Source organism: Halobacterium jilantaiense, from assembly GCF_900110535.1.
Lineage (GTDB): Archaea > Halobacteriota > Halobacteria > Halobacteriales > Halobacteriaceae > Halobacterium > Halobacterium jilantaiense.
In genome coordinates this window covers 1684019-1710209 of the sequence record NZ_FOJA01000001.1, presented here as the reverse complement: position 1 = coordinate 1710209, position 26191 = coordinate 1684019, and the positions used below count along the sequence as shown (strand labels likewise).

At 71.6% G+C, this 26191-nt stretch carries 26 protein-coding genes; 5 read left to right on the top strand and 21 right to left on the bottom strand.

All coding sequences use genetic code 11. The features are described from left to right. Positions 1–12: 12 nt before the first annotated feature. Both BMW35_RS08820 and BMW35_RS08815 read right to left on the bottom strand, forming a co-directional pair. Complete coding sequence (locus tag BMW35_RS08820) at positions 13–2223, bottom strand: LUD domain-containing protein (protein WP_089668979.1); 2211 nt, start codon at positions 2221–2223, stop codon at positions 13–15. Next, complete coding sequence (locus BMW35_RS08815; protein ID WP_089668978.1) at positions 2220–2735, bottom strand: LUD domain-containing protein; 516 nt, start codon at positions 2733–2735, stop codon at positions 2220–2222. The genes BMW35_RS08820 and BMW35_RS08815 overlap by 4 nt, the downstream gene beginning before the upstream one ends. A 102-nt stretch (positions 2736–2837) precedes the next feature. On the opposite strand from BMW35_RS08815, the gene BMW35_RS08810 reads away from it, so the two are divergent. Continuing rightward, a complete protein-coding gene (locus BMW35_RS08810) occupies positions 2838–3677 on the top strand; it encodes a hypothetical protein (protein ID WP_089668977.1) in 840 nt (279 codons plus the stop codon). On the opposite strand, the gene BMW35_RS08805 is transcribed toward BMW35_RS08810, so the two are convergent. The 3 genes from BMW35_RS08805 to BMW35_RS08795 form a co-directional block, all read right to left on the bottom strand. Continuing rightward, the gene (locus BMW35_RS08805; protein WP_177170807.1) at positions 3678–4229 is read right to left on the bottom strand and encodes a DUF7344 domain-containing protein; all 552 of its coding nucleotides are present in this window, start codon (positions 4227–4229) and stop codon (positions 3678–3680) included. Between the two features lie 277 nt (positions 4230–4506). Next, positions 4507–5145, bottom strand: a complete 639-nt coding sequence (gene serB / locus BMW35_RS08800) for a phosphoserine phosphatase SerB (RefSeq protein WP_089668976.1) — start codon at positions 5143–5145, stop codon at positions 4507–4509. Between the two features lie 48 nt (positions 5146–5193). Further along, positions 5194–6078 carry an alpha/beta fold hydrolase gene (locus BMW35_RS08795; protein ID WP_245708157.1) on the bottom strand — a complete coding sequence of 295 codons (885 nt, stop codon included), beginning with the start codon at positions 6076–6078 and terminating at the stop codon, positions 5194–5196. Positions 6079–6162: 84 nt separating this feature from the next. On the opposite strand from BMW35_RS08795, the gene BMW35_RS08790 reads away from it, so the two are divergent. The 3 genes from BMW35_RS08790 to BMW35_RS08780 all read left to right on the top strand — a co-directional run bounded on the left by BMW35_RS08790 (position 6163) and on the right by BMW35_RS08780 (position 9004). Then, positions 6163–6801, top strand: coding sequence for a helix-turn-helix domain-containing protein (locus BMW35_RS08790; RefSeq protein WP_089668974.1), 639 nt, complete (start codon positions 6163–6165; stop codon positions 6799–6801). A 136-nt stretch (positions 6802–6937) separates the two neighbouring features. Further along, positions 6938–8521 (top strand): phosphoglycerate dehydrogenase, encoded by a 1584-nt coding sequence (serA, locus tag BMW35_RS08785; RefSeq protein ID WP_089668973.1) that lies wholly within the window; start codon positions 6938–6940, stop codon positions 8519–8521. A gap of 39 nt (positions 8522–8560) precedes the next feature. After that, positions 8561–9004: an acyl-CoA thioesterase gene (locus BMW35_RS08780; RefSeq protein WP_089668972.1), complete on the top strand. Its 444-nt coding sequence runs from the start codon at positions 8561–8563 to the stop codon at positions 9002–9004. A 34-nt stretch (positions 9005–9038) separates the two neighbouring features. Here BMW35_RS08780 and BMW35_RS15835 read toward each other — a convergent pair whose 3' ends face one another. Beyond that, complete coding sequence (locus BMW35_RS15835; RefSeq protein ID WP_218138599.1) at positions 9039–9605, bottom strand: hypothetical protein; 567 nt, start codon at positions 9603–9605, stop codon at positions 9039–9041. A 100-nt stretch (positions 9606–9705) separates the two neighbouring features. Between BMW35_RS15835 and BMW35_RS08770 the strand changes: the two genes are divergently transcribed. After that, complete coding sequence (locus BMW35_RS08770; RefSeq protein WP_089670389.1) at positions 9706–10899, top strand: MFS transporter; 1194 nt, start codon at positions 9706–9708, stop codon at positions 10897–10899. Here BMW35_RS08770 and BMW35_RS08765 read toward each other — a convergent pair. The 15 genes from BMW35_RS08765 to BMW35_RS08695 form a co-directional block, all read right to left on the bottom strand. After that, a complete protein-coding gene (locus BMW35_RS08765; protein WP_089668971.1) occupies positions 10896–12551 on the bottom strand; it encodes a sensor histidine kinase in 1656 nt (551 codons plus the stop codon). The two genes, BMW35_RS08770 and BMW35_RS08765, sit on opposite strands and share 4 nt — an antisense overlap. A gap of 120 nt (positions 12552–12671) precedes the next feature. Next, positions 12672–14468 (bottom strand): histidine kinase N-terminal 7TM domain-containing protein, encoded by a 1797-nt coding sequence (locus BMW35_RS08760; RefSeq protein WP_089668970.1) that lies wholly within the window; start codon positions 14466–14468, stop codon positions 12672–12674. Between the two features lie 101 nt (positions 14469–14569). Beyond that, positions 14570–15823, bottom strand: coding sequence for a threonine synthase (gene thrC / locus BMW35_RS08755; RefSeq protein WP_089668969.1), 1254 nt, complete (start codon positions 15821–15823; stop codon positions 14570–14572). 76 nt (positions 15824–15899) lie between these two features. Continuing rightward, positions 15900–16166 carry a DUF7571 family protein gene (locus BMW35_RS08750; RefSeq protein WP_089668968.1) on the bottom strand — a complete coding sequence of 89 codons (267 nt, stop codon included), beginning with the start codon at positions 16164–16166 and terminating at the stop codon, positions 15900–15902. A 70-nt stretch (positions 16167–16236) separates the two neighbouring features. Continuing rightward, positions 16237–16755, bottom strand: a complete 519-nt coding sequence (locus BMW35_RS08745; RefSeq protein ID WP_089668967.1) for a hypothetical protein — start codon at positions 16753–16755, stop codon at positions 16237–16239. 8 nt (positions 16756–16763) lie between these two features. Further along, positions 16764–17078, bottom strand: coding sequence for a YbjQ family protein (locus BMW35_RS08740; RefSeq protein WP_089668966.1), 315 nt, complete (start codon positions 17076–17078; stop codon positions 16764–16766). A 60-nt stretch (positions 17079–17138) separates the two neighbouring features. Continuing rightward, positions 17139–18035, bottom strand: coding sequence for an ornithine carbamoyltransferase (gene argF, locus BMW35_RS08735; protein ID WP_089668965.1), 897 nt, complete (start codon positions 18033–18035; stop codon positions 17139–17141). Then, positions 18023–19048 (bottom strand): [LysW]-lysine hydrolase, encoded by a 1026-nt coding sequence (locus tag BMW35_RS08730; RefSeq protein WP_089668964.1) that lies wholly within the window; start codon positions 19046–19048, stop codon positions 18023–18025. Before BMW35_RS08730 ends, argF begins: the two co-directional genes overlap by 13 nt. Continuing rightward, on the bottom strand, positions 19045–20157 hold the full coding sequence (locus BMW35_RS08725; protein ID WP_089668963.1) for an aspartate aminotransferase family protein: 1113 nt from the start codon (positions 20155–20157) through the stop codon (positions 19045–19047). Before BMW35_RS08725 ends, BMW35_RS08730 begins: the two co-directional genes overlap by 4 nt. Beyond that, positions 20154–20975, bottom strand: a complete 822-nt coding sequence (locus BMW35_RS08720; protein WP_089670388.1) for an acetylglutamate/acetylaminoadipate kinase — start codon at positions 20973–20975, stop codon at positions 20154–20156. The genes BMW35_RS08725 and BMW35_RS08720 overlap by 4 nt, the downstream gene beginning before the upstream one ends. Before the next feature lie 127 nt (positions 20976–21102). Next, positions 21103–22176 (bottom strand): N-acetyl-gamma-glutamyl-phosphate reductase, encoded by a 1074-nt coding sequence (argC, locus tag BMW35_RS08715; protein ID WP_089668962.1) that lies wholly within the window; start codon positions 22174–22176, stop codon positions 21103–21105. Then, positions 22176–23051 (bottom strand): lysine biosynthesis protein LysX, encoded by an 876-nt coding sequence (lysX, locus tag BMW35_RS08710; protein WP_089668961.1) that lies wholly within the window; start codon positions 23049–23051, stop codon positions 22176–22178. The genes argC and lysX overlap by 1 nt, the downstream gene beginning before the upstream one ends. Position 23052: 1 nt before the next feature. After that, positions 23053–23217, bottom strand: coding sequence for a lysine biosynthesis protein LysW (lysW, locus tag BMW35_RS08705; RefSeq protein WP_089668960.1), 165 nt, complete (start codon positions 23215–23217; stop codon positions 23053–23055). A gap of 222 nt (positions 23218–23439) precedes the next feature. Continuing rightward, positions 23440–24930, bottom strand: coding sequence for an argininosuccinate lyase (argH, locus tag BMW35_RS08700; protein WP_089668959.1), 1491 nt, complete (start codon positions 24928–24930; stop codon positions 23440–23442). Further along, complete coding sequence (locus tag BMW35_RS08695) at positions 24927–26177, bottom strand: argininosuccinate synthase (protein ID WP_089668958.1); 1251 nt, start codon at positions 26175–26177, stop codon at positions 24927–24929. Before BMW35_RS08695 ends, argH begins: the two co-directional genes overlap by 4 nt. Positions 26178–26191: the final 14 nt, after the last annotated feature.

The following is a 26191-nucleotide window of genomic DNA, read 5'->3' as shown; positions in this document are numbered from 1 at the left end:
GACCGGTCCCGCCTACTCAGCGCGGGTGTGTGGCTGGGGTGCGACCAGTTCTATCGGGTGCGTGCTCGGCCGGTCGAGCAGGTCGTCGAGCTGGTCGAGACACGACGTGCCGCTGGCGACCACCTGCCGGTCGCCCGTCTCCTCGGTGGTGAACTGGTCGGCCAGTTCCTCGCCGACGGCGACGCTCACGTCGTAGTACTCCCGCTTGTACCCGAAGCTGCCGGCCATCCCGCAGCACTCCACGTCGGAGGTCGCCACGTCGAAGCCGAGGCGGTCCAGCACCGCGACGGTGTAGGTGTCGACGCCGAGGGTGCGCTGCTGGCAGTGGCCGTGGTACGCGACCTCGTGGCCGTCGCCGGCGGCGAGGCTGGTCTCGCTGGCACCGTTCTCCAGCAGCCCGTAGACGTACTCGAAGACCTCGTAGCTGTTCGCCGCCAGCGCCTCGTAGTCCTGCTCGTCCAGCAGGCGCTCGTACTCGCGCTGGAAGATGGCGTGGTCGCTTGGTTCGATGACGACCACGTCCTTCCCGTTCTCGACGTACGGGCGCAGGTCGGCGGCGACCCGCTGGGCCTTCTCGCGGGCGGTGGCGACCATCCCCTGCGAGAGCGGGGCGCGGCCGCTCGCGCACTCGTCGGCGACGGTCACGTCGACGCCCAGCGCCTCCAGCGCACGGACGGCGGCCTTCCCGCGGCCGACGTCCATGTAGTTCGTGTAGAGGTCGGGGAACAGCACGACCTCGCGGTCGGGGTTCCGGACGTCGGGCCGCCCCGCCGCCCAGTCCTTCAGCGTCTCGCGCTCGAAGGTCGGGAGGTCCCGGCGGTCGTCGATGCCGAGGACGCGCTCCATCGCCGCGCCCGCGACCGACGAGCCGGCGACCCGGTTCGAGAGCGGCGCGAACGCCGACCCGAGTTTCGCGAGCGTCTCGAAGTTCCCGAACACGCGCTTCTGGATGTCGACACCCCCGGGCTCCTCGTCGGTCGTCAGCCCCTCGACGAGCCAGTCGAGGTCGCCGCCCGGGTCGCTGCGGTTCGCGCGGTCGCGGACGACCGTGTTTATCCACGGGATGTCGATGCCGACCGGGCAGGCGTTCACGCACCGCGTGCAGCCCGTACAGAGGTCGTTGAACTCGGCGGCGGTGTCGAGGCCCTCGACGCCGGCCTCCCAGCCGGTGGCGATGCCGCCGGAGTACGTCTCCCCGCCGAACGCGTGGCCGCCGACCTGCTGGAAGTTCGCACACGAGTTCGAGCACGCCGAACACCGGATGCAGTACAGCGTCTCCCGGAGGTCGTCGTCCTCGCGCATCGCCATGCGGCCGTTGTCCACGAGCACGAGGTGGAACTCGCGGTCCTCGGGGCTCCCGGTCTCGTCGGTCTGGAAGTCCAGCGTCGGGGAGCCGACCGGCGGCGTCAGCAGCGAGAGGTAGGAGGTGATGTCCTGCCCGGTGCCCGACCGACCGATGAGTTCGACGAACGGCCGGAGGTCCTCGACGGACGGAATCACCTTCTCGACGCCCGCGACCGCGACGTGGGTGTCCGTCGCCGTCACCGTCTTCCGGGCGTTGCCCTCGCTGGTGACGAGCGCCATCGTCCCGGAGTCCGCGGTCACGAAGTTCGCGCCCGTCACGCCCACGTCGGCGTCGGCAATCTGCTCGCCGAGCTTCTCCCGCGCGAACATCGTGAGGTCTTCGGCCGTCTCCAGGTCGCGGTCCGGGTCGAAGCGCTCCCGGAACAGCGCCGCGATGCTCTCCCGGGACTTGTGGATGGCCGGCGCGACAATGTGGGAGGGCGCTTCGTCCGCGACCTGCAGCACCCACTCGCCGAGGTCGGTCTCCACGACGTCCACGCCGTCCTCGCCGAGGGCCTCGTTCAACTCCAGTTCCTCGCTGGTCATCGACTTCGACTTGACGACGCGCTCGCCGTCCGCGTCCGCCACCACCTCGCGGACGTACTCGTTGGCGTCCTCGGCGTCGTCGGCGAGGTAGAGCGTGCCGCCGTTGGCCTCGACGGCGTCCCGCAATTCCTCGATTAGCTCTGGGAGCCGCTCGATGGCGTCCGCCTTGATGGCCCGCGCCTCGTCTTTGAGCTCCTCGTAGTCCTCCAGGTCGGCGACGGAGTCGTACCGACCCCGATTGAACCCCTGCGTGTTCTCGGCGACGGCGTCGCCCTCGGTCGCCAGCACGCGGCGGATGTGCTCGGCCTTCGACGCGCGCTGCTTCGAACTCATCGCTCGACCACCACCGCGTGGACGGTCTTCGGGCCGTGTGCGCCCTGCACGAGCGCCCCCATGTCGGCGGTGGCGCTCGGGCCCGTCGCGAGGACGACGCTGTCGCCGTCGGCGCGGAACCGGTCGCCGAGTTCGGACAGCGCCTCGGGCATCCCCGGAACCACGTCCTCGGCGGCGACGACGGCGACGTGCTGGTCGCCGTAGAGGCTCACGGGCTCGACGCCGTCGGCGGTCGCGGGCAGCGCGAGACTGCCGTAGTCGGCGACCCCGAGGTCGGCCTGCGTGACGCCCGTCGCCGCCGCTTCCAGGTCACTGGGCGACGGGTCGGTCGCGACGCGGGCCGGTAGCTCACCCAGCCCCTCGGGCAGCGGGACGCCCACGGCAGGGTCGTCGGCGACGTCCGCGACGGCGTCTGCCACGCCGTCCGGCGTCGTCACAGTATGCGAGACGTCGAAGTCGGCGAGCCGGTCGAGGAAGCGGCCGACCGGCGGGTCGCCGGCGGTGGTGCTCATGGTCGGAGCGTCCCACACGACGCCCCTAAGCGTGTCGCTGATTGCCACAGCCCGGGACCGCCGCCCGTCACGCTCTTGTCACCTCCGCGTCAACAGACGGCCGTGTCACGGGAGCCGGCCGACGGCCTGCGGGCGTCCATCGCGGCCAACGCGAGCCCCGCCGACGCCGCCCTGCTGGCGGCGGTCCCCGTCGTCCTCGTCGCCGTCTTCGCGCTCCCCGAAGCGACCCGGGAAGCGTACGTCCTCGACTACCGCGAGCCCACTGCAGTCGCCGCGTACGCCTCGCACTTCGTCCACTTCGGGGCCGCCCACCTCGCCGGCAACGTCGCCGCGTACGCGCTCGCCGTGGTGCCCGCGTACTGCTACTGCGCCGCCGCGGACCGCCGCAGCGCCTTCCTCGCCGTCTTCGGCACCGTCATCGCCATCTTCCCGTACGCGCTCTCCGGACTGAACGCCGTGTTCGTGCGGCCGAGTGTCGGCTACGGCTTCTCCGGGCTCGCGATGGCGTTCCTCGGATTCCTCCCGGTGGCGCTGGCTGCGTACACCCGCGAGCGCCTGCTACCGACGGTCACGCTCGACCACGCGCCGCTGCTGTTCTTCGCGGGGGCCGGCATCGTCGCCGTCATCGCCGCGCTCGCCGCGCGGACCGCTCGCCTGCCGCTCGCGGCCGTCGGCATCGCGGCCGTCGGCGTCGCCGTCTACGGCTGGTCGCTGTGGCGGAGCGTGGACGCGGCGTCGCTCCGGACCGCCGCCGGACGGGCCGGCGACGCCGAGTTCGCCGGGGCCGGCGTCGTGCTCGTGCTCGCGGCACCGTTCGTCGCGTTCCCCCCGGACGCCGCCGGCAGCGGCTACGTGCTGAACGTCTACACGCACCTCCTCGGGTTCTGTCTCGGCTTCGTCGTCCCGTACGTCGCGCTCCGCGTGACCGACGGCGCGACGTGACTACCTCCGGAGCCGGTGGACGAGCGAACTCCGCTGGCTGTACGTCCGGTAGAGTCCGGACGCAGCGATGGCGGCGAACGCGACGACCGCCCACGCGGCCGGCGACACCGCCGACAGCAGCGGGACGCCCACCGTCGACGCGGCCACGAGCAGCGCGCCGAGCACGCCGAGCCCGGCGTGGAACTCCGCGAACGTGAGCCCGTAGCGCGGCACGACCTCCATGTAGACGCCGACCTCGGCGGCGTTGGCACCGGGCCGCACCTCCCGGTCGGCTTCGTCGTAGTCGATGACGTCCAGGTCGTCGAGCTTCGGCAGGTGCGTCTGCTGGAGCGAGATGTAGACGCTCCGCCTGACGTCCCGCGGCGGCGGGTCGCTCCCGGACTCGCGGGCCGCGATGGTCTCCGAGAGTTCCCGAGCGGTCACGGACGTGTCAGATTCCCCGAGCTGTTCGAGCACCATCCGCCGCCGGTCGTTCCGAAGCACGTCGTGGATGTCGGCCTCCCCGATACTGGCTACTTGCTCCCCCCTCGTCCGCCCTCGTGCGTGGCTCACGGTAAGTCTCCCTGACGGCACCCATACATGTTGTGTTTGTAAGGTTTGCCGTTGCTTTCGGTGGCGAATCGTCGTCAGAAACGTATCCTGAACACGGGGTAACGACCGATTAAAAAAGAGGGGGCTCGGCCTACGTAGGAACGCCCGGGTGGCGACCCCAGTCGCGTGCCCTATGCCGACCCGGGTGTGCCCGCAGTCCCCTTCCCCCGGGGGGACTGTCCTGTGCTCGACCGACTCGTGCCCCGGCCGGCGGCCCCCCGCCGCCGGCCACTCGTTCTCACGCCAGCAGCCCGCGCTCCGCGAACAGCTCCGCGAGCGCCGGCATCGACGCCACCGACACGTCGCAGTGGTCGCCGACGCCGGGCTTCGGGTCGAACCCGACCGCGTAGCCGGCGGCGTCCAGCATCGGCACGTCGTTCGCGCCGTCACCGACGGCTATCGCGTCGTTCACGTCCACCCTGAACGACTCGCAGGCCGCCGCGAGCGCGTCGTCTTTCGTCCCCTCCACGAGCGGCCCGCCGACTGCGCCCGAGAGTTCGCCGTCCGCGACGACGAGGTGGTTCGCGACCACGTCGTCGACGTCGACGCCGGCCGCGCCAAGCGCCGCCTCGACGCCCGGCCCGAACCCGCCCGTGAGCACGACGACGGTGACGCCGGCGTCCCGAAGTAACTCGATAACGTCTCCGGCCCCGTCCCGCAGCCGCACGCCGCCGTACACCTCGACGGCGTCCGCCTCGGGGAGGCCCGCGACGAGGCTCGCGCGCTCGCGGAGGCTCTCGGCGTACGAGAGTTCTCCGCGCATCGCGCGCTCCGTGATTTCGGCCACCTCGTCGCCGACGCCGGCGCGAGCCGCGATGCGGTCCAGCATCTCAGAGTCTGCCAGCGTCCCGTCGAAGTCGAACGCTACGAGCGCCATACCCGACGTTGACGGCCGGCGGACAAAAGGCTCGCCGACGCGGCAGCACTACGCGTGCCGGGCCAGCACCCGCGACCGCGTGGCGGCGACGGCACCGAGGTGGTCGGTGTCGACGAGGTCGAGGGTCGCGTGGGGGAGGGCGTCGGTGACCGACCGGGCCGCGTCCACGGGGACGTTGGCGTCCTCGCGGCCGTGAAACCAGTACACGTCGCCGGTCGCGTCGCCGAGCGCGACCGGCCACTCGCGGACCGCCTGGGCGGACTCGCGCACGAGGCCGCCGGCACCACCGGAGAGGGCTTCCAGGAAGTCGCGTCGCGTTCCGTCGAGCACGTCAGCGGGGAGGTGGTCGGTGCCGTCGGTCGTGTACTGCGCGGCGACGAAGTCGGGGTCGGCGCGACCGGCGGCCCACGCCTGCGCCCGCAGCAGGCCGCCGAGCAGCCGGGGGGTGTGGGCGGCGAGCGCGCCGAGCACGCGCTGTGGCGTCGGCTGGTCGCTCACGTGCGCCGGCGGTGCAGCGCCCGAGACGACGGTCACGTCATCGAACCGCTCGGGGTCGCTGCCCGCCGCTGCGAGCGCGTGAGCGGTCCCGCCGGAGAACGCCAGCAGGCCCGCGGCGTCGACACCGGAGTCGGCCAGCACGGCGTCGACCACGCGCGGCGCGTCGGCGGCGGCGTAGTCCGGCCACCGCGCGGACGCGCCGTACCCCGGCCGGTCGAACGCCAGGAGGCGGACGCCGCGTTCGCGCGCCGGGGCGTCGTAGAGCCGGCCGAACAGCCGCGACCCGGGGGTGCCGTGGAACGCCACCACCGGCTCGCCGTCGTGGTCGCCGAACGCCGCGTACGCGACCCGGTGTCCATCGACCCGGACGGTCCGATGGTCGTCGCTGTCGGGCTGTTCGGCCGTCGCGCGCCGCTGCTGTCCCGGTGCGCTCACACTGTCTGCTCGACGCCGCGCGCGAGAGAGCATTACGCCGGACTCATCCGGCGTTTTAAGTAGTGCTCGGCCGGAGATTCGTGCGTGCGCCGCGTCTCGCTTCGCACCGACTACCCGCCCGCCCGCCGCCACGCGCTCCACCAGGAGGTCGTCGAGCGCTCCGGCGTCGGGCGCGTCGACCTGCTCGTCTGGGGACCGGCCGGCAGCGCCACGCAGTTCCAGTGGTTCGACGCCGACGCCGACACGACGGCCGCCCTCCTCGACGCCGTCTCGGCGGTCGAGCAGCGACGCCTCGTCGCCGGCGACGGCGGCACCTACGCGTTCACCCGACAGTCCGAGTTCGCGTTCGACCCGGACCTCCTGGCCGTCGTCGCGAGTGCCGACGTGGCGTTCTTCCCGCCCGTCTCGTTCCACGGCGACGGCACCGCGACCGTCGACGCGGTCGGCGAGGACGACCGACTCGCGGCCCTCGTCGACGCGCTCGCCGCTCACGCCGACGTCACCGTCGAGTCGGTGCGGGACTTCCACCGCGGGGGCGCGCCGGCGGCGCTCACCGACCGCCAGCGCGCCGCTCTCGACGCCGCCGTCGCCGCTGGCTACTACGAGGTTCCGCGCGAGGGCTCGGTGGCGGACGTGGCGGACGCGCTCGACTGCTCGACGAGCACGGCCGGCGAACTCCTCCGGAAGGCCGAAGCCCGCGTCGTCACCGCGCTCGTCGACTGACCGTCCACGTTCGCGACGACTCACCCCGACCAAGTCAGCAGAATACTCACGAACGCGGATACTATCGCGGTCTCCGGACCGTGTCAATACGTGCATCTGCGGAAACGCTTATCGGCGAGCGCACTGACGCGTAGACATGCGAGTTCTCGTCACGGACCCCATCGCGGACGCCGGCCTCGCCCGACTCAGGGACGCCGGCCACGAGGTAACTACCGCCTACGACGTCGAGGGCGACGCGCTGCTCGACGCGGTCTCGGACGCGCACGCGCTCGTCGTGCGCTCTGGCACCGAAGTCACCGAGGCCGTCTTCGAGGCCGCCCCCGACCTCGTCATCGTCGGGCGCGCCGGCATCGGCGTCGACAACATCGACATCGACGCCGCCACCGACCACGGCGTCGTCGTCGCGAACGCCCCCGAGGGCAACGTCCGCGCGGCCGCCGAGCACACGGTCGCGCTCGCGTTCGCCACCGCGCGCTCGGTCCCGCAGGCCCACGCCCGTCTCACGGACGGCGAGTGGGCGAAAGGCGACTACCTCGGCACGGAACTCAACGGCAAGACCCTCGGCGTCGTCGGCCTCGGCCGGGTCGGTCAGGAGGTCGCGAAGCGCCTCGACGGCCTCGGCATGGACCTCGTGGCCTACGACCCCTACATCGGCGAGGAGCGCGCCGCCCAGCTCGGTGCCGAGCTCGTCGAGTTCGAGGAGTGCGTCGCGCGCGCCGACTTCCTCACCGTCCACGTCCCGCTCACGGACGAGACCGAGGGCCTCGTCGGCGAAGCAGAACTCGCCGAGATGGAGGACGGCTACGTCGTCAACGTCGCCCGGGGCGGTGTCGTCGACGAGGCCGCGCTCGCCGAAGCGGCCGACGACGGCGTCATCGCGGGGGCCGCCCTCGACGTGTTCGCCGAGGAGCCCCTGTCGGCCGACTCGCCGCTGCTTTCCGCCGACAACGTCGTCACCACGCCGCACCTCGGCGCGTCCACGCAGGCCGCCCAGCAGAACGTCGCGACCGACACAGCCGACCAGGTCGTCGCCGCGCTCGCCGGCGACCCGGTCGTGAACGCGCTGAACGCGCCCAGCGTCGAGCAGTCCGCGTTCGACCGCATCCGCCCGTACGTCGACCTCGCGGAGACCGCGGGCACCGTCGCCGCCGGCCTCTTCGACGGTCGCGTCGAGCGCGTCGGCGTCAGCTACCACGGCGACGTGGCGGGGGAGAACGTCGAACTCGTCACCGCGGCCGCCCAGCAGGGCGCGTTCGCCGGGCTGGAGTGGCAGGTTAACGCCGTCAACGCCCCGCGGGTCGCCGAGGACCGCGGCATCGAGGTGACGGAGACGAAGAACCGCCAGAGCGAGGACTTCCAGAGCCTCGTCTCCGTGACAGTCGGCAACGACGAGAACGACCTCACGGTCTCCGGCACCCTGTTCGCCGGCGAGGACCCGCGGCTCGTGGAAATCGACGGTTTCCGCGTCGAAGCCGTCCCGCACGGCCACATGCTCGTCGCCCGGAACCGCGACGAACCCGGCGTCATCGGCTTCATCGGCACCGTCCTCGGCGACGCCGGCGTCAACATCGCGGGGATGTTCAACGCCCGCGAGACCCGGGGCGGCGAGGCGGTCACCGTCTACAACCTCGACTCGGACGTGCCCGAGGACGCGAGAGAGCGCCTCGTGAGCGACGACCGCATCGTCGACGTCACCAGCATCGAACTGAACGGCGAGTAGGGCCCGGGTCGTTTTCCCGCCGGCCGCCGTGTGGCCGGCATGGCCTCCGTCAGCGACACGTTCATCGAGAACCGCGAGCGCGTCCAGCCCGACGACACGAACAACTACGCCTCCGCGCACGGGGGCAACGTCGTGAAGTGGATGGACGAGGTGGGCGCGATGGCGGCGATGCGGCACGCCGGCGCGACCTGCGTCACCGCCCGCATCAACAGCCTCGACTTCGAGCGCCCCGTCCCGCAGGGCGACATCTGCGTCATCCGGGCGTACGTCTACGAGACCGGCCGCACCAGCATCAAGGTCCGGCTGCGGGCGTTCCGCGAGGACCCGCGGACGGGTGAGACCGAGCAGACGACGGACTCGTACTTCGTGTTCGTCGCCGTGGACGACGACATGCACCCGACGCCGGTGCCGGACATCGCGGTCGAGACCGACCGCGACCGCGAACTCCAGTCGGAGGCGCTCGCCGGCGAGGACCAGCACTGACCGGCCGTCGGCGCTCCCCCCACGGGCCGCGCGCTCACTCGACGATTTCGAACGGCGCGGCGAGCGCGACCCCGCCGTCCCCGTCGTCGCTGCTGTTCGCTCCGGAGCCGAACCCCCAGTAGACGAACCGGTACGTGCCGGGCGTGTGTCCCAGGCAGCGCTCGAAGGGGCCGGGGAACTCGCCGCGCCTGAGCGTCACCTCCCACTGCAGGCGCTCTCCGGGAGCCAGCACGCGCTCCGTGCGCGGCCACTCGTAGTCCTCGGCGACGCCGATGGTGGTGTGCCACGCGCCGTCGTCGCCGAGCCGCTGTATCGCGTACCGCGGTTCGCCCAGCGTCGCGAGCGGCTCCGACGACTCGTTCGTCAATTCAGCTTCGAACGTCCCACCGACGGGCACGGTCGCCGGCAGCGACAGCGACGCGTACCGCAGCGCGTCCGCCACGGCGTACCCGTCGAGTCGCTGGTCGAACTCCACGAACCCCGGCGCACAGTAGTTGTCGTCGCCGCCGCCAGTCAGCGAGTCGACGCAACCAGCGAGTCCGGTCGCCGCGGCCGTGCCGCCGAGTGCGAGCAGTCGTCGTCGCGAGAGTGGAGGGCGCACACCGGCAGTGGACGCAGACGGCGGATAATTTTTGTGTCCGCGGCGGGCCGGCGTGCCGGTTTCCGCGCGCTCAAATGCCGCAGTGCCCTCCACCGAGACAGTGACACCAGCGACGGCGCAGTCCGGAACAGACGACGAAGAGCACCTCGTCCGCGGCTACGCCGGCCGCCTGCTGGTCGCGGTGTCGGTCGGCTGGCTCGCAATCCAGTCCGGTCGGCTCGTGCTGTCGCCGATGCTGCCGGCCATCAGCGCCGACCTCGGCATCAGCGACGCGCAGGCCGGGTTCGCGTTCACGACGCTGTGGGGGCTGTACGCCGTCCTCCAGTTCCCGAGCGGCCGGCTGTCGGACGCGCTCTCCCGGAAGACACTGCTCGTGGCGGGCCTCGGGCTGAGCGCCGTCGGCTTCACCGCCGTCGCCGCCGCGCCCTCCTACGCCTTCCTGCTCGCGGGTGCCGCTGTCCTCGGGACGGGCGCGGGCCTCTACCCGACCGTCGCCCGCGCGCTCGTCTCGGACCTCTACACCGCCAAGCAGGGGCGCGCGTTCGGCCTCCACACCGCCTCCGGCGACCTCGGCGGCGTCGCCTCGGCGGGGCTCGCGGCCGCCGTGCTCGCGTACGCCACCTGGCGCGCGGCGTTCGTCCCCGTCGTCGTCGTCGTAGTCGCCGTCCTCGTCGCGCTCCACGTCTGGAGCCGCGAGGACTACGTCGTCGAAGCCCGGTCGCTGGCCGTCCGGGACACGGTCGGCCGCCTCCTCGTCGGCTCGCGGTTCCGGTGGCTGCTGGTCGCGTACACGCTGTACGCGTTCACGTGGCAGGCCACCGCCGCGTTCCTCCCGACGTTCCTGGAGACCGGCAAGCAGTTCGCGCCGTTCGTCGGCCAGGTCGCGTTCGGCGTACTGTTCGGCGTCGGCGCTGTCGTCAAGCCGACGGCGGGCTGGCTCTCGGACAGCGTCTCCCGGCGCGCGCTCACCGTCGGCGCGCTGGTCCTCGGCGCGACCGCGCTCGTCGGCGTCGTTCTCGCGGACTCGCCCGCCGTCGCGGTCGCTGCGGTTGCGGTGTTCGCGGTCGGGCTGCTCGCGTTCCCGCCCGTGATGCAGTCGTACCTGATGGACGCGTTCCCGGACGGGTCGGCGGGCGGCGACCTCGGCGCGATGCGCACCGTCTACATCGGCGTCGGCGCGCTCGGCCCGACGTACGTCGGCACGACCGCGACGCTCGCGAACTACGACTTGGCGTTCTGGGGGCTCGTCGTCGCGCTGCTCGCGGCCGCCGGCATCGTCGCCCGTGTGACCTAGTCCGTCCCGCGGGCGGTTTCTGACTCGCCGCCCTCTCCGTGGGCGGTCCGTACGCCCGTCACTGACACCTGGAGGCCGCCGTCGGGGCTCTCCGAGAGTGACACCTGCCAGCCGTGCGCGTCGGCGATGTCCCGGATGATAGCCAGTCCGAACCCGGTACCGTCGTCGTTCGTCGTGTACCCTCGGTCAAAGACGGTTTCGCGCTCCGCCTCGGGGATGCCGGGACCGTCGTCGGCGACGATGAACCCGTCGTCGAGCGAATCGACAGTAACCGATGCGGTGCCGTCGCTGTGCTCGATGGCGTTCCGGAACAGGTTCTCCAGCAGGCTCTCTAGCTGTCGGGGGTCAGCGACCACAGGGGCCGCCGTGGTACAGTCGAGGCTCGCGTCCGTCGACTCGACGTTGCCCCACGCTCGCTCTGCGACCGACCGAACTGAAACGGTCTCCGTCTCGGGGGCCTCGGTGCCCGCACGCGCGAGCCGAAGGGTCCCGTCGATAATGTCGTCCATCCGGTCGTGTGCCGATTCGATTCGGTCGAAGTGAGCCTGCTCGCCGGTTTCCGCCGCGAGGTCGAGGTACCCGTCAGCCACGGACAGTGGATTCCGGAGGTCGTGGCTGATGGTGTCTGCGACCCGTTCGAGGCGCGCGTTCTCCTTGTCCAGCTCGGCGCGCTGTCGCTCTAACTCCGTGACGTCGTTGAGCAGAACGACGGTCCTTGCCGACTCGTCGCGTTCGCCGGTCGTCTCGACGGTGACCCACCGGCTAACACTGTCCTGTTCGACCAGCACTGGTTCGGTAGTCTCGGTTTCGACGCTATCCGCGACGGCTGCTGGTGCGACGCGCTCGAACGCCTCACCGACTGCGAGCGTCGTTCCGAGCAGTTCCTCCCCAGCGGGGTTGTAGTCGACGACTTGTCCGTCCGAACCGAGGACGACGACGCCGTCGTTGAGTTCCGAGAACACGCGGTCACGGTCGACTGGTTTGGTCTCCAGCAGGCCGTACCGGGCGACGCCGTACCCGAACGCGAGCGATGGAACGCCGAACAGCGCTTCGGGCTCGAACCGAGCGCCACCGAGGAACACGACCATCGCCACCCACGGGACGACGGCTCCGGTGAGCAGGACGACTGCCTGCCGGCGGTAGCGGTGGCCGACGCGCAGCGCCGACTCCACGAGAAACACGGTTCCGGCCCCGCTCACGGCGACTGCGTACGCAATCAGAATCCAGAAGCCGACGCCGAACTCGTGGTCGAGGACGACGAGACCGTTTGCCGTGTCGAGCCCCGCTGCCACGACGAAGTCGACCACACCGGTCGCGAGCGCGCCAAGCGTGAGCACCGGAACGACAGCCAGCGCGGCGACAGTCCGCGGAGTGACCCAGTTCTCACGGCCACTGTACGCCGCAGTGAACGTGAACCACGCACCGGGGAAGACAGCGATACCGACGTACTGCGCGCGGTCAGCGAGCAGCTTCGCGTCCAGTGTCGTCGCCAGAATCTGTGCGGCGTTCGTCGCCGCCCACAGGCCCGCGACAGTGCTGAAGACGATGACGCTTCTGGACCCGGGTGCGTCCCGGCGATGGGCGAACCACGCTACTGCCAGTGACGCGACCGCCGAGAGCCCGGAGAGAGCCACCTCGGCAGTCAATTGCATACGAACCCCAATTTCAATTTCCGACAATAAGGGCGTCGATGACGCACAACCCAGCGTCGCTTCGTCGCCTCACTCCCCGTTCGATATCCCACTCGTAGCGGTAGCGCCGTCGTGTGTCATTTAGTCCGTCCCGCGGGCGGTCTCCGACCCGGCGTGTCCGGCGGCTGTCGCGTGGTCGTCGCGCTCGTCGTCGGCGGCTGTCACGCCCGCCACGTCGACGCGGACACCGCCGCTGTCGCTCTCCCCCAGCGTCACCTGCCAGCCGTGCGTGTCGGCGATGTCCTCGACGATGGCGAGCCCGAGGCCGGTGCCGTCGTCGCTCGTGGTGACGCCCCGCTGGAACACAGCGCCGCGCTCGGACTCGGGGAGGCCGACGCCGTCGTCAGCGACGAAGAAGCCGTGGCTCGTCCGGTCGACCGTCACCGTCACTGCGCTGTCCTCGGCTCCGTGCTCCACGGCGTCATCGGACTGTTGCGCAGTCCGATTGCCTGTCGAACCGTGTTCGACAGCGTCCTGCCGAGCCTGCGAGTCAGGACTCGTAGAGCCGTGCTCGACGGCGTTCCGGAAGAGGTTCTCGAGGAGGCTCTCGAGCTGGTCGGGGTCGGCTCGCACTCGCGCGTCCTCGCAGATGTCGACGGACGCGTCGCCGGTGGGGACGTTCTGCCAGGCGCGCTCCGCGACGGCCGACAGCGATACCGCCGTCTCGTCGGGGTCTTCGCGGCCGCTGCGGGCCACGCGGAGCGTGCTCTCGATGATGTCGTCCATGCGGTCGAGGGCGTCGCGCACGCGGTCGAAGTCCTCCTCGCTCCCGGTCTCGGCGGCGAGTTCGATTGAGCCGCTGGCGACGTTCAGGGGGTTGCGGAGGTCGTGACTGATGGTGTCGGAGACGCGCTCCAGCCGCGCGTTCTCGCGGCGGAGGTCCGTCCGCCGGCGCTCCAGTTCGGTGACGTCCCGAACCACAACGACGTCCCCGGCGCGGTTCTCGGAGACGGGCGTCGCCTGCACAGTCAGCCAGCGCGTGCCGTCAGCGCCGTCGACGGCCGCCGGCTCGGCGGCGTCCGCGTCGAGGGCTTCTGCGACGGCGTCCGGGACGGCCGTCCGGAGGTCGTCGCCCGCAGAGAGGGACGCGCCGAGCAGGCGTTCGGCCGCGGGGTTGTGGTCGACGATGCGGCCGGCGTCGTCGGCGACGAGGACGCCGTCGTCGAGTTCGTCGAACAGCCGGTCGCGGGCGACCGGTTCGAGTTCCACGAGTCCGTACCGGGAGATGGCGTACGCGAACGCCAGCGACGCCACCCCGAACGACGCCTCGGGCTCGATGGGTGCGACGCCGGCCAGCGCCGTGACCGTGAACAGCCAGGGGACGGTCGCGCCCGCGAGCACGACGAACGCCTGCCTGCGGTAGCGCCGCCCGACGCGGACCGCGGCCTCGATGAGCAACACGGTGCCGACGGAGTTGACGGCGTTCGTGTACGCGGTGAGTATCCAGAACGCCGCGCCGTACTCGCGGTCGAGGACGACCCGGCCGCCGACCGTCTCCAGGCCGGCGTCGGCGAGGACGAGGCCGTGGTGGTCGTTGGTGGCGACGAGAACGAGGACGGCGACGGGGACGACCGAGAGCGCTGCAATCGTGCGTTTCGTGACCCAGTGTTCGCGTCCGGAGTAGGCGGCCGCGAACGAGACCCAGGCTACGGGGATGACGGCGATGCCGACGTACTTGAGCTGGTCGGCGAGCAGCTTCCCGTCGAGCGTCGTGGCGAAGCTCTGGAGGACGCTCGCGCCGGTCCAGACGCCGATTGCGGCGCTGAACGCGGCGACGGCTCGCGCGCCGGGCGCGGGGCGGCGGACCGCGTACCCCGCGACGCCGAGCGAGACGGCTGCCGAGATGGCGGTGAGCACGACGCCCGGCGTCACCTGCATGTTACTGATGTCTTACAGTAATCAGACAAAAGACTATCGGCCGTATCCGGGCCAGAGTACGCGGAAAATACCGGTTCTGGTCTGTGTGATTTGTTCGTTGACTACTCGGCGAGCGCGTCGAGGACCCCGTCGGCGTCCGCCGGCACGGGCGTGGTGTCGCCGCCTGCCTCGGCCGCCGCGTCCGGGTCTTTGAGGAGGTGGCCGGTCGTCAGGCAGACGACCCGTTCGCCGCTGTCGATTTCCCCGCGCTCGCGGAGTTCGAGCAGCCCCGCGACCGACGCGGCGGACGCCGGTTCGACGCCGACGCCGTCGCCCGCGAGCATGCGCTGGGCGTCGGTAATCTGGTCGTCGGAGACGGCGACGGCGGTGCCGCCGGTCCCGTAGATGCCGGGCAGCGCCTTCGGCGCGTTCACGGGGTTCCCGATGCGGATGGCGGTCGCCCGCGTCTCCACGTCGTCCCAGCGTTCGACGTGGTCGCGGTCCGCCTCGACGGCCTCGACCATCGGGGCCGCGCCCTCGGCCTGCACGCCGGTGAGCGTCGGCATCTCGGACTCGGCCATCGCGCCGGCGGCGACGAGTTCGCGGAACGCCTTGTAGAGGGCGGCCGTGTTCCCGGCGTTCCCGACCGGGAGCACGATGCGGTCGGGCCACTCGCCGGTGGCCGCACGCGACTGTTCGAGTATCTCGAACGCGATGGTCTTCTGGCCCTCCAGCCGGAACGGATTGAGGCTGTTCAGGAGGTAGGCTTCGCCGCGGTCGGCGAGTTCGGCGACCACGTCGAGGCAGGCGTCGAAGTTCCCGTCGACCTCGCAGATGCGCGCACCGTGTAGCGCGGCCTGCGCGACCTTCCCGGCCGCCACCTTCCCCGCCGGCAGCAGGACGAGCACCGGGGTGTCGGCCCGCGCGCCGTACGCCGCCAGCGCGGCGGACGTGTTCCCGGTGGACGCGCACGCCAGCCGCCCGACGCCGAGTTCGTCGGCGACACGGACGCCGACGGTCATCCCGCGGTCCTTGAAACTCCCCGTCGGATTCATGCCCTCGTGTTTCACGCGGACGTCGGCCACGTCCGCCGCCGCCGCGACGTCCGGCACCTCGTACAGCGGCGTGTCGCCCTCCTGAATCGTGACGCCCTCGTCGAACGGCAGCGCGTCGGCGTACCGCCAGACGCCGCTGCCGGAGAAGTCCTCGAACGTCGGGTACTCGGCGTAGCGCGCTTCGAGCAGGCCGTCGCAGCCCGGACACCGGTACACCACGTCGTCGAACGGCGCGATTGCCGCGCCGCACGCGACACACGCCAGCCACACGCCGTCGTCGGCGCACGCCGGCGCGTCGCCCCCGAGCGAGAGGTCGGTCATGGCCGGCACTCGGGCGCGGACACACAAATAGCGGGCGGGTGGCGAGACTCTTGCCACCTCGGCCGGGTCTCCGCCGTCAGTTCGACACCGGGCTGCGACACCAGCCGGGGTCGCGGCCGTCGGCCAGCAGTTCGGCCCGACACGCCGGACAGAAGTCGGGCGTCTCCGAGGCGCTTCGGGGAACGTACACCGCGCCGCCACACTCCACGCACGAGTCGTCGACGACCGTCGCACAGTCCGCACAGACGTTGAAATCGTCCACCGTCAGGTCGCGCAGTCCGTCGAGTTGTTTGTCGAGGAGGTACTCGTCGATGACCGACTGACAGTTGTGGCACGGTTGCATGGCGATGCTTCTTGTGGAATGTTCTCATGGTACAAGTACCTGTCCCCCGTGACAACTCGCTGTCTGTTGCTCACGACTCGCCGTCGGTGCCCAGTCGACGCGCGCGTCCCGGTCCCCTGTCACCGTCACGACGCCCGCTCTCGCCGTCGGAGAGCCACGCGAACACCGGCACGTAACAGAGCCACGCGCCGACGTAGCCGGCACCGACCGCGACACTCCGGGTGTCGAAGACGGCGAGCGCGCCGTCCGCGAGCGCGACCGGCACGACGAGGCCGGCGAGCACCCACACCGACCGGCGGTCGAACCAGTCGTAGACGACGCCGACCAGCGACCCGGCGACGTAACAGACCGCGTACCGCGCCGCCGCCGCCAGCGCGACGTTCCCCCAGAAGTACACGGAGAGCGCCGTGCCCGCGCCGACACCACCGACTCCGGCGGCCTCCAGCAGCGCCGCTGCGACCGGCGCGAGCGCGTCGTAGTAGGTCTCCCGACTGCCGGCCAGCGACGCGGCCGCGACCACCGCGGTCAGCGCGCCGACCACGCGGCCCGCTCGCACGCCCGTTCGCGCCGGGTCGGCGCGCTCGACCATCCCGCCGGTCAGTCCAGCCGGACGGCGGTCCCGTACGCGATGACCTCGGAGCCGCCGTTCGCGATGGACGAACTCTCCATGCGGACGTTCACGACGGCGTCCGCGCCCATCGCCTCGGCGTCCTCGGCCATCCGGTCGAGGGCCTCGTCGCGGGCGTCGGTCAGCAGCTCCGAGTACGCCTTCAGCTCGCCGCCCGTGATGTTGCGGATGCTCTGCGTGATGTCGCGGCCGACGTTCCGCGCCTTCACCGTGTTGCCGCGCGCGATGCCGAGGGCCTCCTGCGTCTCGCGACCGGGGACGGTCTCCGTGGTGACGAACTCCATACCGGAGTGCCCGCGGCCGACCGGCAAAAATCCTGTTCGCGGTTGCAGTCAGCGAGACCGTCAGGCCACGAGGTCCACGAGCAGCGCCTTCTGTGCGTGCAGGCGGTTCTCGGCCTGCCGCCACACGACTGAGTTCGGGCCGTCGACGACCCCCGCAGTCGCCTCCTCGCCGCGGTGGGCGGGCAGGCAGTGCATGAACGCCGCGTCGCCGAGCAGGTCGGCGTCGACCTGGAACCCCTCGAAGGCGGCGAGCCGCGCCTCGCGCTCGGCCTCGTCGCCCATGCTCACCCAGACGTCCGTGTAGACGGCGTCGGCTCCGGCGACGGCCGCCTCCGGGTCGTGGCCCACGCTGACCTCGCTGCCCGTCGCGTCGGCGGACGCCTCGGCGCGCGCGACGACCGACTCCTCGAAGCCGAACTCGGGAGGCGTCGCGGCGCGCACGTCGTAGCCGGCCATCGCCGCGCCGACGAGGAACGACGCCGCGACGTTGTTCGCGTCCCCGACCCACGCGACGGTGCCGGTGTCGCCCACCACCTCGCGGAGCGTGAGGAGATCGGCGAGCGTCTGTGCGGGGTGGGCGCGGTCCGAGAGCCCGTTCACGACCGGGACGCCGGCGTTCGCGGCGAGCGTCTCCAGGTCGTCGTGGCTGTCCACGCGCGCCATCACCGCGTCGGCGTACAGGCCGAGCGCGCACGCCGTGTCCGCCACGGGCTCGCCGCGGCCGAGCTGAATGTCGTCCTCGCCGAGGAAGACCGCGTGCCCGCCGAGCTGGGTCATTCCGACCTCGAAGCTCAGGCGGGTGCGCGTCGAGGGCTTCTCGAACAGCATCGCGAGCGTTCGACCGGCGAGCAGGCGGTGGGGGGTGCCGTCGGCCTGCGCGCGCTTCAGCGCGGCCGCGTCGTCGAGGACGGTCGCGAGCTCGTCGGTCGTCAGGTCGTCGATAGTCAGGAAGTGCATAACTGGCGTGCCGCAGTCGTCAGTACGTCGACGCCGCGGTCGAAGGCGTCGAGGTCGATGCGTTCGTCCGGCGCGTGGTCGAGCGCCGAGTCGCCGGGACCGTACACCGCCACGGGGCAGTCCCACGCGGCGGCGTAGCAGTTCGCGTCACACGTCCCGGTCTTCCGGAGGTGGGTCGGGTCGCCGCCCGCGCCGCGAATCCCCGCCCGGAGTGCGCCCGCGACGCGGCTCCGGGCGTCCGCAGCGAACGGCGGCATCGCCTCGGTCCAGGTCACCGTCCCCGAGTCAGTACAGTCGGCGACGACGGCCTGCACGTCGCTGGCGGTCGTCCCGGGCGGGAGACGGAACTCCACGTCGACGGTCGCCGCCACGCCGCGGCCGTCGGCTGTCGGCCCGCCGTCGAACGAGACGGGCTTCACCGTCACCGAGTCGAAGACCGCGCTGGCGTCCGCCTCCCCACCCTCATCGAACGCGCGCTGGACGCGTTCCGTCCACGCGACGGCGTGCTGGACGGCGTTCGGCTCCGGCCGAGAGCTGTGGACGCGCTCGGTCTCCACCTCGTAGGTCGCGCGCACCAGCCCGCGGTAGCCGACAGCGAGGGCGTCCCAGCCGGTCGGCTCGCCGTTCACGACGGCGTCGGGCGCGTCCCGCGTGTCGACGAGGTGGCGGGCTCCCGCCGACGTGGTCTCCTCCTCGACGACGCCCGCGAACGACGCGCCGGTCTCGACGGCCGCCGCCGCCATCGCCGCGAGCGGCCCGGTGGCGTCGACGCTCCCGCGACCCCACAGCTCGCCGTCCGACTCCCGGACCGCTATTTCGCCTGGAACGGTGTCCAGGTGGCTCGTGAGCAGCACCGCGTCGTCGCCCGGCGCACGGACGTTCCCGGCGGCGTCGATGGACGCCTCGCGGCCTGCGTCGGCGAAGTACTCGACGAGCACGTCGGCCGCGTCGCCCTCTCCACCCGAAACAGAGGGGGTGGAGACGAGGTCGCGGAGGAGGTCGCGGGGCGTCACAGCACCGCCTCCAGCGCCCCGACGACCTCGTCGGCGTGCGATTCGTCGACGGTCAGCGGCGGGAGCAGGCGGACGACCGTCCGGCCGGCGGGCAGCGCGAGAACCCCGTGGTCCATCGCGAGGTCGCGGAGCGCGCGGTTCGCCCCCCGCTTCACCTCGACGCCGAGCATGAGGCCCGCGCCGCGCACGTCGCGGACGGGTAGGGCCGCGAGTTCGTCCCGAAGGTAGCCGCCCACGTCGGCGGCGTTCGCCGCGAGGTCCTCGTCCTCGATGACGTCGAGGGTCGCGAGTGCCGCCGCGCACGGGACCGGGCCACCGGAGAACGTCGAGCCGTGGTTCCCGGCGTCCTCGGCCAGCCAGTCCGCGACGAGCGTGGCCGCGATGGGGAGGCCGCTCCCGAGGCCCTTCGCGACGGTGAGCGCGTCCGGTTCGACGCCCGCGCGCTCGCAGGCCCACAGCGAGCCCGTGCGCCCGAGGCCGGTCTGAATCTCGTCGAGCACGAGCGCCGCGCCCGTCTCGTCGCAGACCTCGCGGGCCGTTTGGAGGTACCCCTCGGGGGCGGGGTGGACGCCGCCTTCGCCCTGGATCGGTTCGAGGAGGACGGCCGCCGTCTCGTCGTCGACGGCCGCGCGGAGCGCCTCCGGGTCGCCGTAGTCCACGAACTCGACGTGCTCGGGCACCGCGAACCCCTCCCGGTACTCGGATTTCCACGTCGCCGCGAGCGCGCCGAGCGTGCGGCCGTGGAACGCGCGCTTGGCCGCCACGACTTTCTCGCAGCCGGTAGCGTGCCGGGCGAACTTCAGCGCCGCCTCGTTCGCCTCGGTCCCGGAGTTACAGAGCCAGACGTTCGAACAGTCGCCCGGGCCGAGCGCGGCGAGGCGGTCGTACAGCGCGGTGCGGGTCGCCGTCGGGTACGACCCCTGCACGTACAGCAGGTCGGCGGCCTGTGACTGGACGGCGTCGACCACGTCCGGGTGGCAGTGGCCGGCCGGCGCGCAGGCGTAGGAGGCACCGAAATCGAGGAACTCGGCACCCGATTCGCTGTGGAGGTGGACGCCGTCGCCGCCGGCAATCTGGATTGGTTTCTCGCCGAAGACGAACCCGCTCATGCGACCGCCTCCGGGTCGAAGCGAGTGCCCGTCTGCCCGCCGAGCGCGCGCACCACGGGGTCGCGCTGGTTCGCGTCCGTCACGACGACCTCCGCGGCACCGCCCTCCAGCGCCTCCGTCGCGGCCAGCACCTTCTTGCGCATGAACCCCTCTGCGGCGTCCTCGGCGGCCGCCAACGCGTCCGGGGAGGCCACCGACTCGATGACGCTGGCCTCGTCGTCGGGGTCCTCGTAGACGCCCGCCACGTCGGTCAGGACGACCAGCGAGGCGTCGAGCGCACCGGCGACTGCGGCCGCGGCGCGGTCCGCGTCCGCGTTCACCGGTGTGCCTTCGTCTGCGAGCATCGGCACCGAGACGACGGGCACGTAGCCGGCGTCGAACTGCGCGGCGAGCAGGTCGGTGTTCACGGCCTCGATGCGGCCGGAGTGGTCGCCGCGGCGAATCTTCGTCTTCTCGCCCTCCACGACCTTCACGGCGGACTTCCGGGGACCGGTCAGCAGGCCGCCGTCGACGCCGTTCAGCCCGACCGCGGGGACGCCCGCGTTCTGGAACGTCGCGACGAGGTCGGTGTTCACTTTCCCCATCGCCATCGCCAACACGTCCATCGCCTCGCTGTCGGTGAACCGGCCGGTCATCCCGGACGGCGACTCGACGTACTCCGGCTCCAGCCCGAAGTCCGACAGCGCGTCGTCGACGGCTGTCGAGCCGCCGTGGACGACCACGACGTCCTCGCCGTTCGCCATCAGGTGTGCTACGTCGGTCACCGCCGGCCCCGGGTCGACGGCGCGCGCACCGCCGATTTTGACTACTGTCGTCACGCGAACCACACTCCGTGGTGAGCGTGACGCCGGGAGTCGCAGCGCGCTACGCGCGACCGTCTCCCGGAAGTCGAACCGTCGTGAGGGAGTGTCGCGACCGAGCGACGTTCGAGTTCGCGGAGCGAACTCATGGGCTCCCCACCGGGTGCAGCCCGAACTGGTCGAGGCCCGCGGTCTCCTCGTAGCCGAGCGCGAGATTCGCGGCGTGAACGGCCTGCCCGGCCGACCCCTTCACGACGTTGTCGATGGCCGCGAACGTCACCACGCGGCCGTTCTCGGGGTCGACTTCGAAGCCGATCTCGGCGTCGTTCGTCCCCGCGACCACCTTCGGCTCGGGGTAGCGGTACGTCCCGCTGCCGCCGGCGACCGTCTCCACGAACGGCTCGTCGCCGTACGTCTCCCGGAACGCCGCCCAGAGGTCTCCCTTCGAGGGCGTCTCTGCTGGGAAAATGTGGCAGGTCGCGCTCGCGCCGCGCACCATGTCGACGGCGTGTGCCGTGAACGACACCGAGAGGCCGAGCGCCTGCTCGATTTCGGCCTCGTGGCGGTGGCCGGTCGGCGCGTACGGCCGCACGACGCCGGAGCGCTCGGGGTGCGAGGACGCCGGGCCGCCGCCCGCGCCGCCCTCCGAGGAGCCGACTTTGACGTCCACGACGACCTGCGCACCCTCCAGCAGCCCCGCTTCGTGCAGCGGGAGCAGGCCGAGAATCGTCGCGGTGGCGTTGCAGCCGCCGCTCGCTATCAGGTCCGCGCCCGCGAGGTCTCCGCGGGAGAGTTCGGGGAGCGCGTAGACGGCGTCGTCGAGGTGGTCGGGCGCGCTGTGGCCGTCGTACCACTCGTCGTACTGGCTCTCGGAATCGAGGCGGAAGTCCGCGCTCAGGTCGACGACGGTGTCCGTGAGGTCGCGCCACTCCTCAATGTACTCCATCGCGACGCCGTGGGGTGCCGCCGCGAACAGCACGTCCACCGCATCGAGGTCGCCGGGGTCGGCGAACCGCAGGTCCAGCGAGCGCAGATTCGGGTGGACGCTCCCGACTGTCCGGTTCGCGTGCTCGCGGCTCGTCGCCTGCGCCACCTCGAAGCCCGGGTGGCCAGCGAGCAGCCGCAGCAGTTCCCCGCCCGCGAATCCGCTCGCGCCGACGACCGACGCCGTCGCGGTCTCGCCGCCACTCGCACTCGCGTCCCGTTCGGTGGCCGCCATCAGGCGGTCACCTCCGGCGTCGTCTCGGCCGCCTGCTGCTCCAGCCAGTCCACGACGGCCGCCGGCACGTCGACGTCGACGGCCTCGTTCAGCGCCTTGAACTCGACCGTGTGGTTGACCTCGTGGACGGTGTAGCCGCCACCGCCGCCGCGCTCCATCAGGTCCACGCCCAGCAGCCCGCCGCCGACCGCGTCGCTCGCGTCGGCGACGATTTCGGCGAGGTCGCCGTCCACGTCGAGCGCGTTCACTTCACTGCCCTTCGCGGCGTTCGTGAGCCAGTGGTCGCCCGAGCGGGTCATCGCCGCGATGGGCTCGCCGTCGGCGGCGAGCACGCGCACGTCCCGGCCCGGCTTCTCGACGTACTCCTGGACGTAGAAGACGCTGTGCTCGTAGTGGCCGAGCGTGTCCTTGTGTTCGAGGATGGCCTCGGCGGCGCTCTCGGACTCCACCTTCGCCATGAGGCGGCCCCAGGAGCCCACGACGGGCTTCAGCACGCAGGGGTAGCCGAAGTCCTCGATGGCGTCGAGCGCGCTCTCGGGCGTGAACGCGACGGTCGTCTCCGGCGTGGGGACGCCCGAATCGGCGAGCGCGAGGCTCGTCTTGGCCTTGTTCGCGCAGACGGCGGCGGTGTCGGTGCTGTTCACGACCGGCACGCCGTACGTCTCACACACCTCGGTGAGGTGGACGGAGCGACTGGTCGCGAGACAGCGGTCGACGACCAACTCGCAGTCCGCGAGGGGTGCGTCGGTGCCGTCGAGACCGAAGCCGTGCTCGCGCACGTCTATCTTCTCGACGTCGTGGCCGCGCTCCCGGAGTTCGCCCAGCAGCAGCTTCTCGTCCTGGCGAATCCGGGAGTAGAGGATGCCGACGCGCAACTCACTCCCCCCAGTCCTCGGCGAGCTCCGGCGCTCGGTCAAGGCTCGGGGGAGCGGTCTCGATGACTTCCAGCTCGGTTCCACAGGTGTCGCAGTCGACGATTTCGCCGACTTCCAGGTCGTCGGGCAGGACCACGTCGGCCCCGCACTCGGTGCAGGCTGTCATACGACCACGGCTACCCCGCCGACCCACTTAAACTAATCGAACTTATTTAGTTGTTGACATTAACTAAACGGCACGCTACCGGCGTGAGAGCGCCGAAAAGAGCGAACGAACGCGACCGAAATTCGAGTACGTGATGTGTCTAGTTGCCCCGAGAGGGGCGGTCGTCGCGGTCGCACGGCTGCGGGAGCCACGGGTGTCGCTGGCCGGTGCGAGCAGCCGGTCTCAGACATAGGACGCCACCTCCGCGGCGAGGTCGCGCTGCGCATCCGCGAGCGCCGCGCGCTCGGACCCCACCGCCGCCCCGTCGGCGTCGATGCCCGCGAGCACGTCGCCGAGCGCCTCCCGAACCGCGGCCGGCGCGGGCCCGCCGGTCGAATCGCGCTCCGCCACGCTCGCCGCGGGGTCGAGGGCGGCCGCGACGAGTTCGGGGTCGACGAGGTCGGACAGCGACTCGCCCGTGACCTCCTGGGCCGCATCGTCGACCGCGCCTAGGTCGGCTCCCGCTTCTGCAGCCAGAGCCACTATCTCGTGCGCGGTGCGGAACGGCAGCCCCGCCGCGGCGAGCGCGTCCGCGACGCCCGTCGCAGTCGAGAACCCTTCGCCGGCTGCGGCTTCGAGGTCCTCGGCGGGCCAGTCGGCCGTCGCGACCGCTCCGGTCGCCACTTCGACCGCGCCCGTCACGCTGTCGGCGGCCGTCCAGGCGTGGCCGGTCGCGCGCTGCAGGTCGCGGTTGTAGGCCCGAGGCAGCCCCTTCAGGGTCGTCGCGAGCCCCTGGTACGCGCCGAGCGCGTCGCCCGCGGTCGCGCGCACCAGTTCCAGCGTGTCCGGGTTCTTCTTCTGGGGCATGATGGAGGAGGTTGACGCGTAGTCGTCGCTCACGTCGACGAACCCGCGGTTCGCGAAGAACACGACGTCCTCGGCCAGTCCGGAGCACGTCACGGCGACCGACGACAGCGCGGCGACGGCTTCCAGCAGGAAGTCGCGGCTCGCAGCCGCGTCCGTCGCGTTCGTCACGACACCGTCGAATCCGAGGAGGTCAGCGGTCCGTTCGCGGTCCACGTCGAAGGTGGTGCCGGCGAACGCCGCCGCGCCGAGGGGTGACTCGTTGACGCGGCCGTAGGCGTCCAGCAGGCGGCCGGTGTCGCGGGCGAGCGTCCCCTCGTAGGAGAGCGCCCAGTGCGCGACCGTCGTCGGCTGCGCGGGCTGAAGGTGCGTGAACCCGGGCATCACGGTCTCCGACTCGGCCGCGGCCACGTCGGCGAGCGCGCCGCGCAGCGCGAGCACGGCCTCGATTGCGTCCAGCAGGTCCTCGCGCAGCCGGTACCGGATGCAGGCCGCGACCTCGTCGTTGCGAGAGCGCGCCGTGTGCATCTTCCCGCCCGCCTCGCCGACCCGCTCCACGACGGCCGTCTCGATGGCCTCGTGGACGTCCTCGCCGTCGGGGAGTGCGTCGAAGCCCGCCGACTCCACGTCGGCGAGCGCGCCCAGAATGTCCTCGGCGTCGTCGTCCGAGACGACGCCCTGCTCGGCGAGCATCACGACGTGCGCGCGGTCCACGTCGAGGTCGGCGGCGAAGATGCGGTCGTCCGCGTCCATCGAGGAGAGGAACGAGCGCGCGGGACCGCGGCTGAAGCGGTCGCGGCGCACGACCGTGTCGCTGCCGTCCGAAGCGCCGCCAGCGCCGCCCGCGGTCTCGTCCTCTCCGTCGCTCATTCGTCGCTCGCCCCCTCCTCGGTCGCTCCCGCCCCCTCCTCGCCCGGGCCGCCGTCGGTCTTCAGTTCGGGCTTGCTGGCGTTCGCGAGGCGGGACTGGAAGCCGTGGTACTTCGCGACGCCCGTCGCGTCTGCCTGCTCGATGCCGTTCACGGTCTCCGTGTCGAAGGAGGCGGCGTCGGCCGAGTAGACGGCGTGCTCGCTCTCGCGGGCGACCGGACGGGCCTGCCCGCCCTCGAATTTGACGGTGACCGTGCCGGTGACCTTCGACTGCGTCTCGGCGAAGTAGCCGTTCAGCGCGTCCATCAGCGGGTGGTCGACGAGCCCCTCGTAGGCCTTCTGTGCCCACTGCTGGCTCACGTCCTCGGTGAAGTCGCGCTCGTCTTTCGTCAGGACCAGGCCCTCCAGGGCGTCGTGGGCCGCGAGGAGCGTCGTCGCTGCGGGGTGCTCGTAGTTCTCGCGGACCTTCAGCCCGAGCATACGGTCCTCCATCATGTCCGTGCGGCCGACCCCGTAGCTCCCGGCGAGGTCGTTCAGGTACTCGATGAGGGGGACGGGCTCCATCGCCTTCCCGTCGACGGCGACCGGTTCGCCGGCCTCGAACGTGATGTCGACGGTCTCGGTGTCACCGGTCGGCTCGTCCGTCCAGTCGTAGATGTCCTCGGGGGGCTGGTAGCCCGGGTCTTCGAGGTGGCCGCCCTCGACCGAGCGGCTCCAGAGGTTCGTGTCGATGCTCCACTCGCCCTCGTTGCCGGCCTCCACGGGCAGGCCCTTCTCGTCGGCGTAGTCGATCTCCCACTCGCGCGTGAGTCCGAGTTCGCGGACGGGCGCGAGCACGTCGAGGTCGCTGGCGCGCCAGACGGCCTCGAAGCGCAACTGGTCGTTGCCCTTCCCCGTGCAGCCGTGGGCGAGCGCCGTGCAGCCCTCGTCTTCGGCGACGTCGAGGATTGCTTCGGCGATGACCGGGCGGGCGAGTGCGGTCCCGAGCGGGTAGCCCTGGTAGGTCGCGCCGGCCTGCACGGCGTCGAAGCAGAGGTCGGCGAACTCGGCCTTCGCGTCGACGACGTGGTGTTCGACGCCGAGCGCGTCGGCGGTCTCGTGGGCCTCGGCGAACTCGGCGTCTGGCTGGCCGACGTCGACGGTGACGCCGATCACGTCGTCGTAGCCGTACTCCTCTTTCAGCAGCGGTACGCAGACTGTCGTGTCGAGCCCGCCCGAGAAGGCGAGCGCGACGGTTCCGGATGGCATGTGGGTGTAGTGTA

Excerpts from the sequence above, each read along its gene's own strand:
- BMW35_RS08820 (WP_089668979.1), bottom strand. The coding sequence starts at position 2,223 with ATGAGTTCGAAGCAGCGCGCGTCGAAGGCCGAGCACATCCGCCGCGTG.
- BMW35_RS08815 (WP_089668978.1), bottom strand. The coding sequence starts at position 2,735 with ATGAGCACCACCGCCGGCGACCCGCCGGTCGGCCGCTTCCTCGACCGG.
- serB (WP_089668976.1), bottom strand. The coding sequence starts at position 5,145 with ATGGCGCTCGTAGCGTTCGACTTCGACGGGACGCTGGCAGACTCTGAG.
- serA (WP_089668973.1), top strand. The coding sequence starts at position 6,938 with ATGCGAGTTCTCGTCACGGACCCCATCGCGGACGCCGGCCTCGCCCGA.
- BMW35_RS08780 (WP_089668972.1), top strand. The coding sequence starts at position 8,561 with ATGGCCTCCGTCAGCGACACGTTCATCGAGAACCGCGAGCGCGTCCAG.
- BMW35_RS08765 (WP_089668971.1), bottom strand. The coding sequence starts at position 12,551 with ATGCAATTGACTGCCGAGGTGGCTCTCTCCGGGCTCTCGGCGGTCGCG.
- BMW35_RS08760 (WP_089668970.1), bottom strand. The coding sequence starts at position 14,468 with ATGCAGGTGACGCCGGGCGTCGTGCTCACCGCCATCTCGGCAGCCGTC.
- thrC (WP_089668969.1), bottom strand. The coding sequence starts at position 15,823 with ATGACCGACCTCTCGCTCGGGGGCGACGCGCCGGCGTGCGCCGACGAC.
- BMW35_RS08750 (WP_089668968.1), bottom strand. The coding sequence starts at position 16,166 with ATGCAACCGTGCCACAACTGTCAGTCGGTCATCGACGAGTACCTCCTC.
- BMW35_RS08745 (WP_089668967.1), bottom strand. The coding sequence starts at position 16,755 with ATGGTCGAGCGCGCCGACCCGGCGCGAACGGGCGTGCGAGCGGGCCGC.
- BMW35_RS08740 (WP_089668966.1), bottom strand. The coding sequence starts at position 17,078 with ATGGAGTTCGTCACCACGGAGACCGTCCCCGGTCGCGAGACGCAGGAG.
- argF (WP_089668965.1), bottom strand. The coding sequence starts at position 18,035 with ATGCACTTCCTGACTATCGACGACCTGACGACCGACGAGCTCGCGACC.
- BMW35_RS08725 (WP_089668963.1), bottom strand. The coding sequence starts at position 20,157 with ATGAGCGGGTTCGTCTTCGGCGAGAAACCAATCCAGATTGCCGGCGGC.
- argC (WP_089668962.1), bottom strand. The coding sequence starts at position 22,176 with ATGGCGGCCACCGAACGGGACGCGAGTGCGAGTGGCGGCGAGACCGCG.
- lysW (WP_089668960.1), bottom strand. The coding sequence starts at position 23,217 with ATGACAGCCTGCACCGAGTGCGGGGCCGACGTGGTCCTGCCCGACGAC.
- argH (WP_089668959.1), bottom strand. The coding sequence starts at position 24,930 with ATGAGCGACGGAGAGGACGAGACCGCGGGCGGCGCTGGCGGCGCTTCG.
- BMW35_RS08695 (WP_089668958.1), bottom strand. The coding sequence starts at position 26,177 with ATGCCATCCGGAACCGTCGCGCTCGCCTTCTCGGGCGGGCTCGACACG.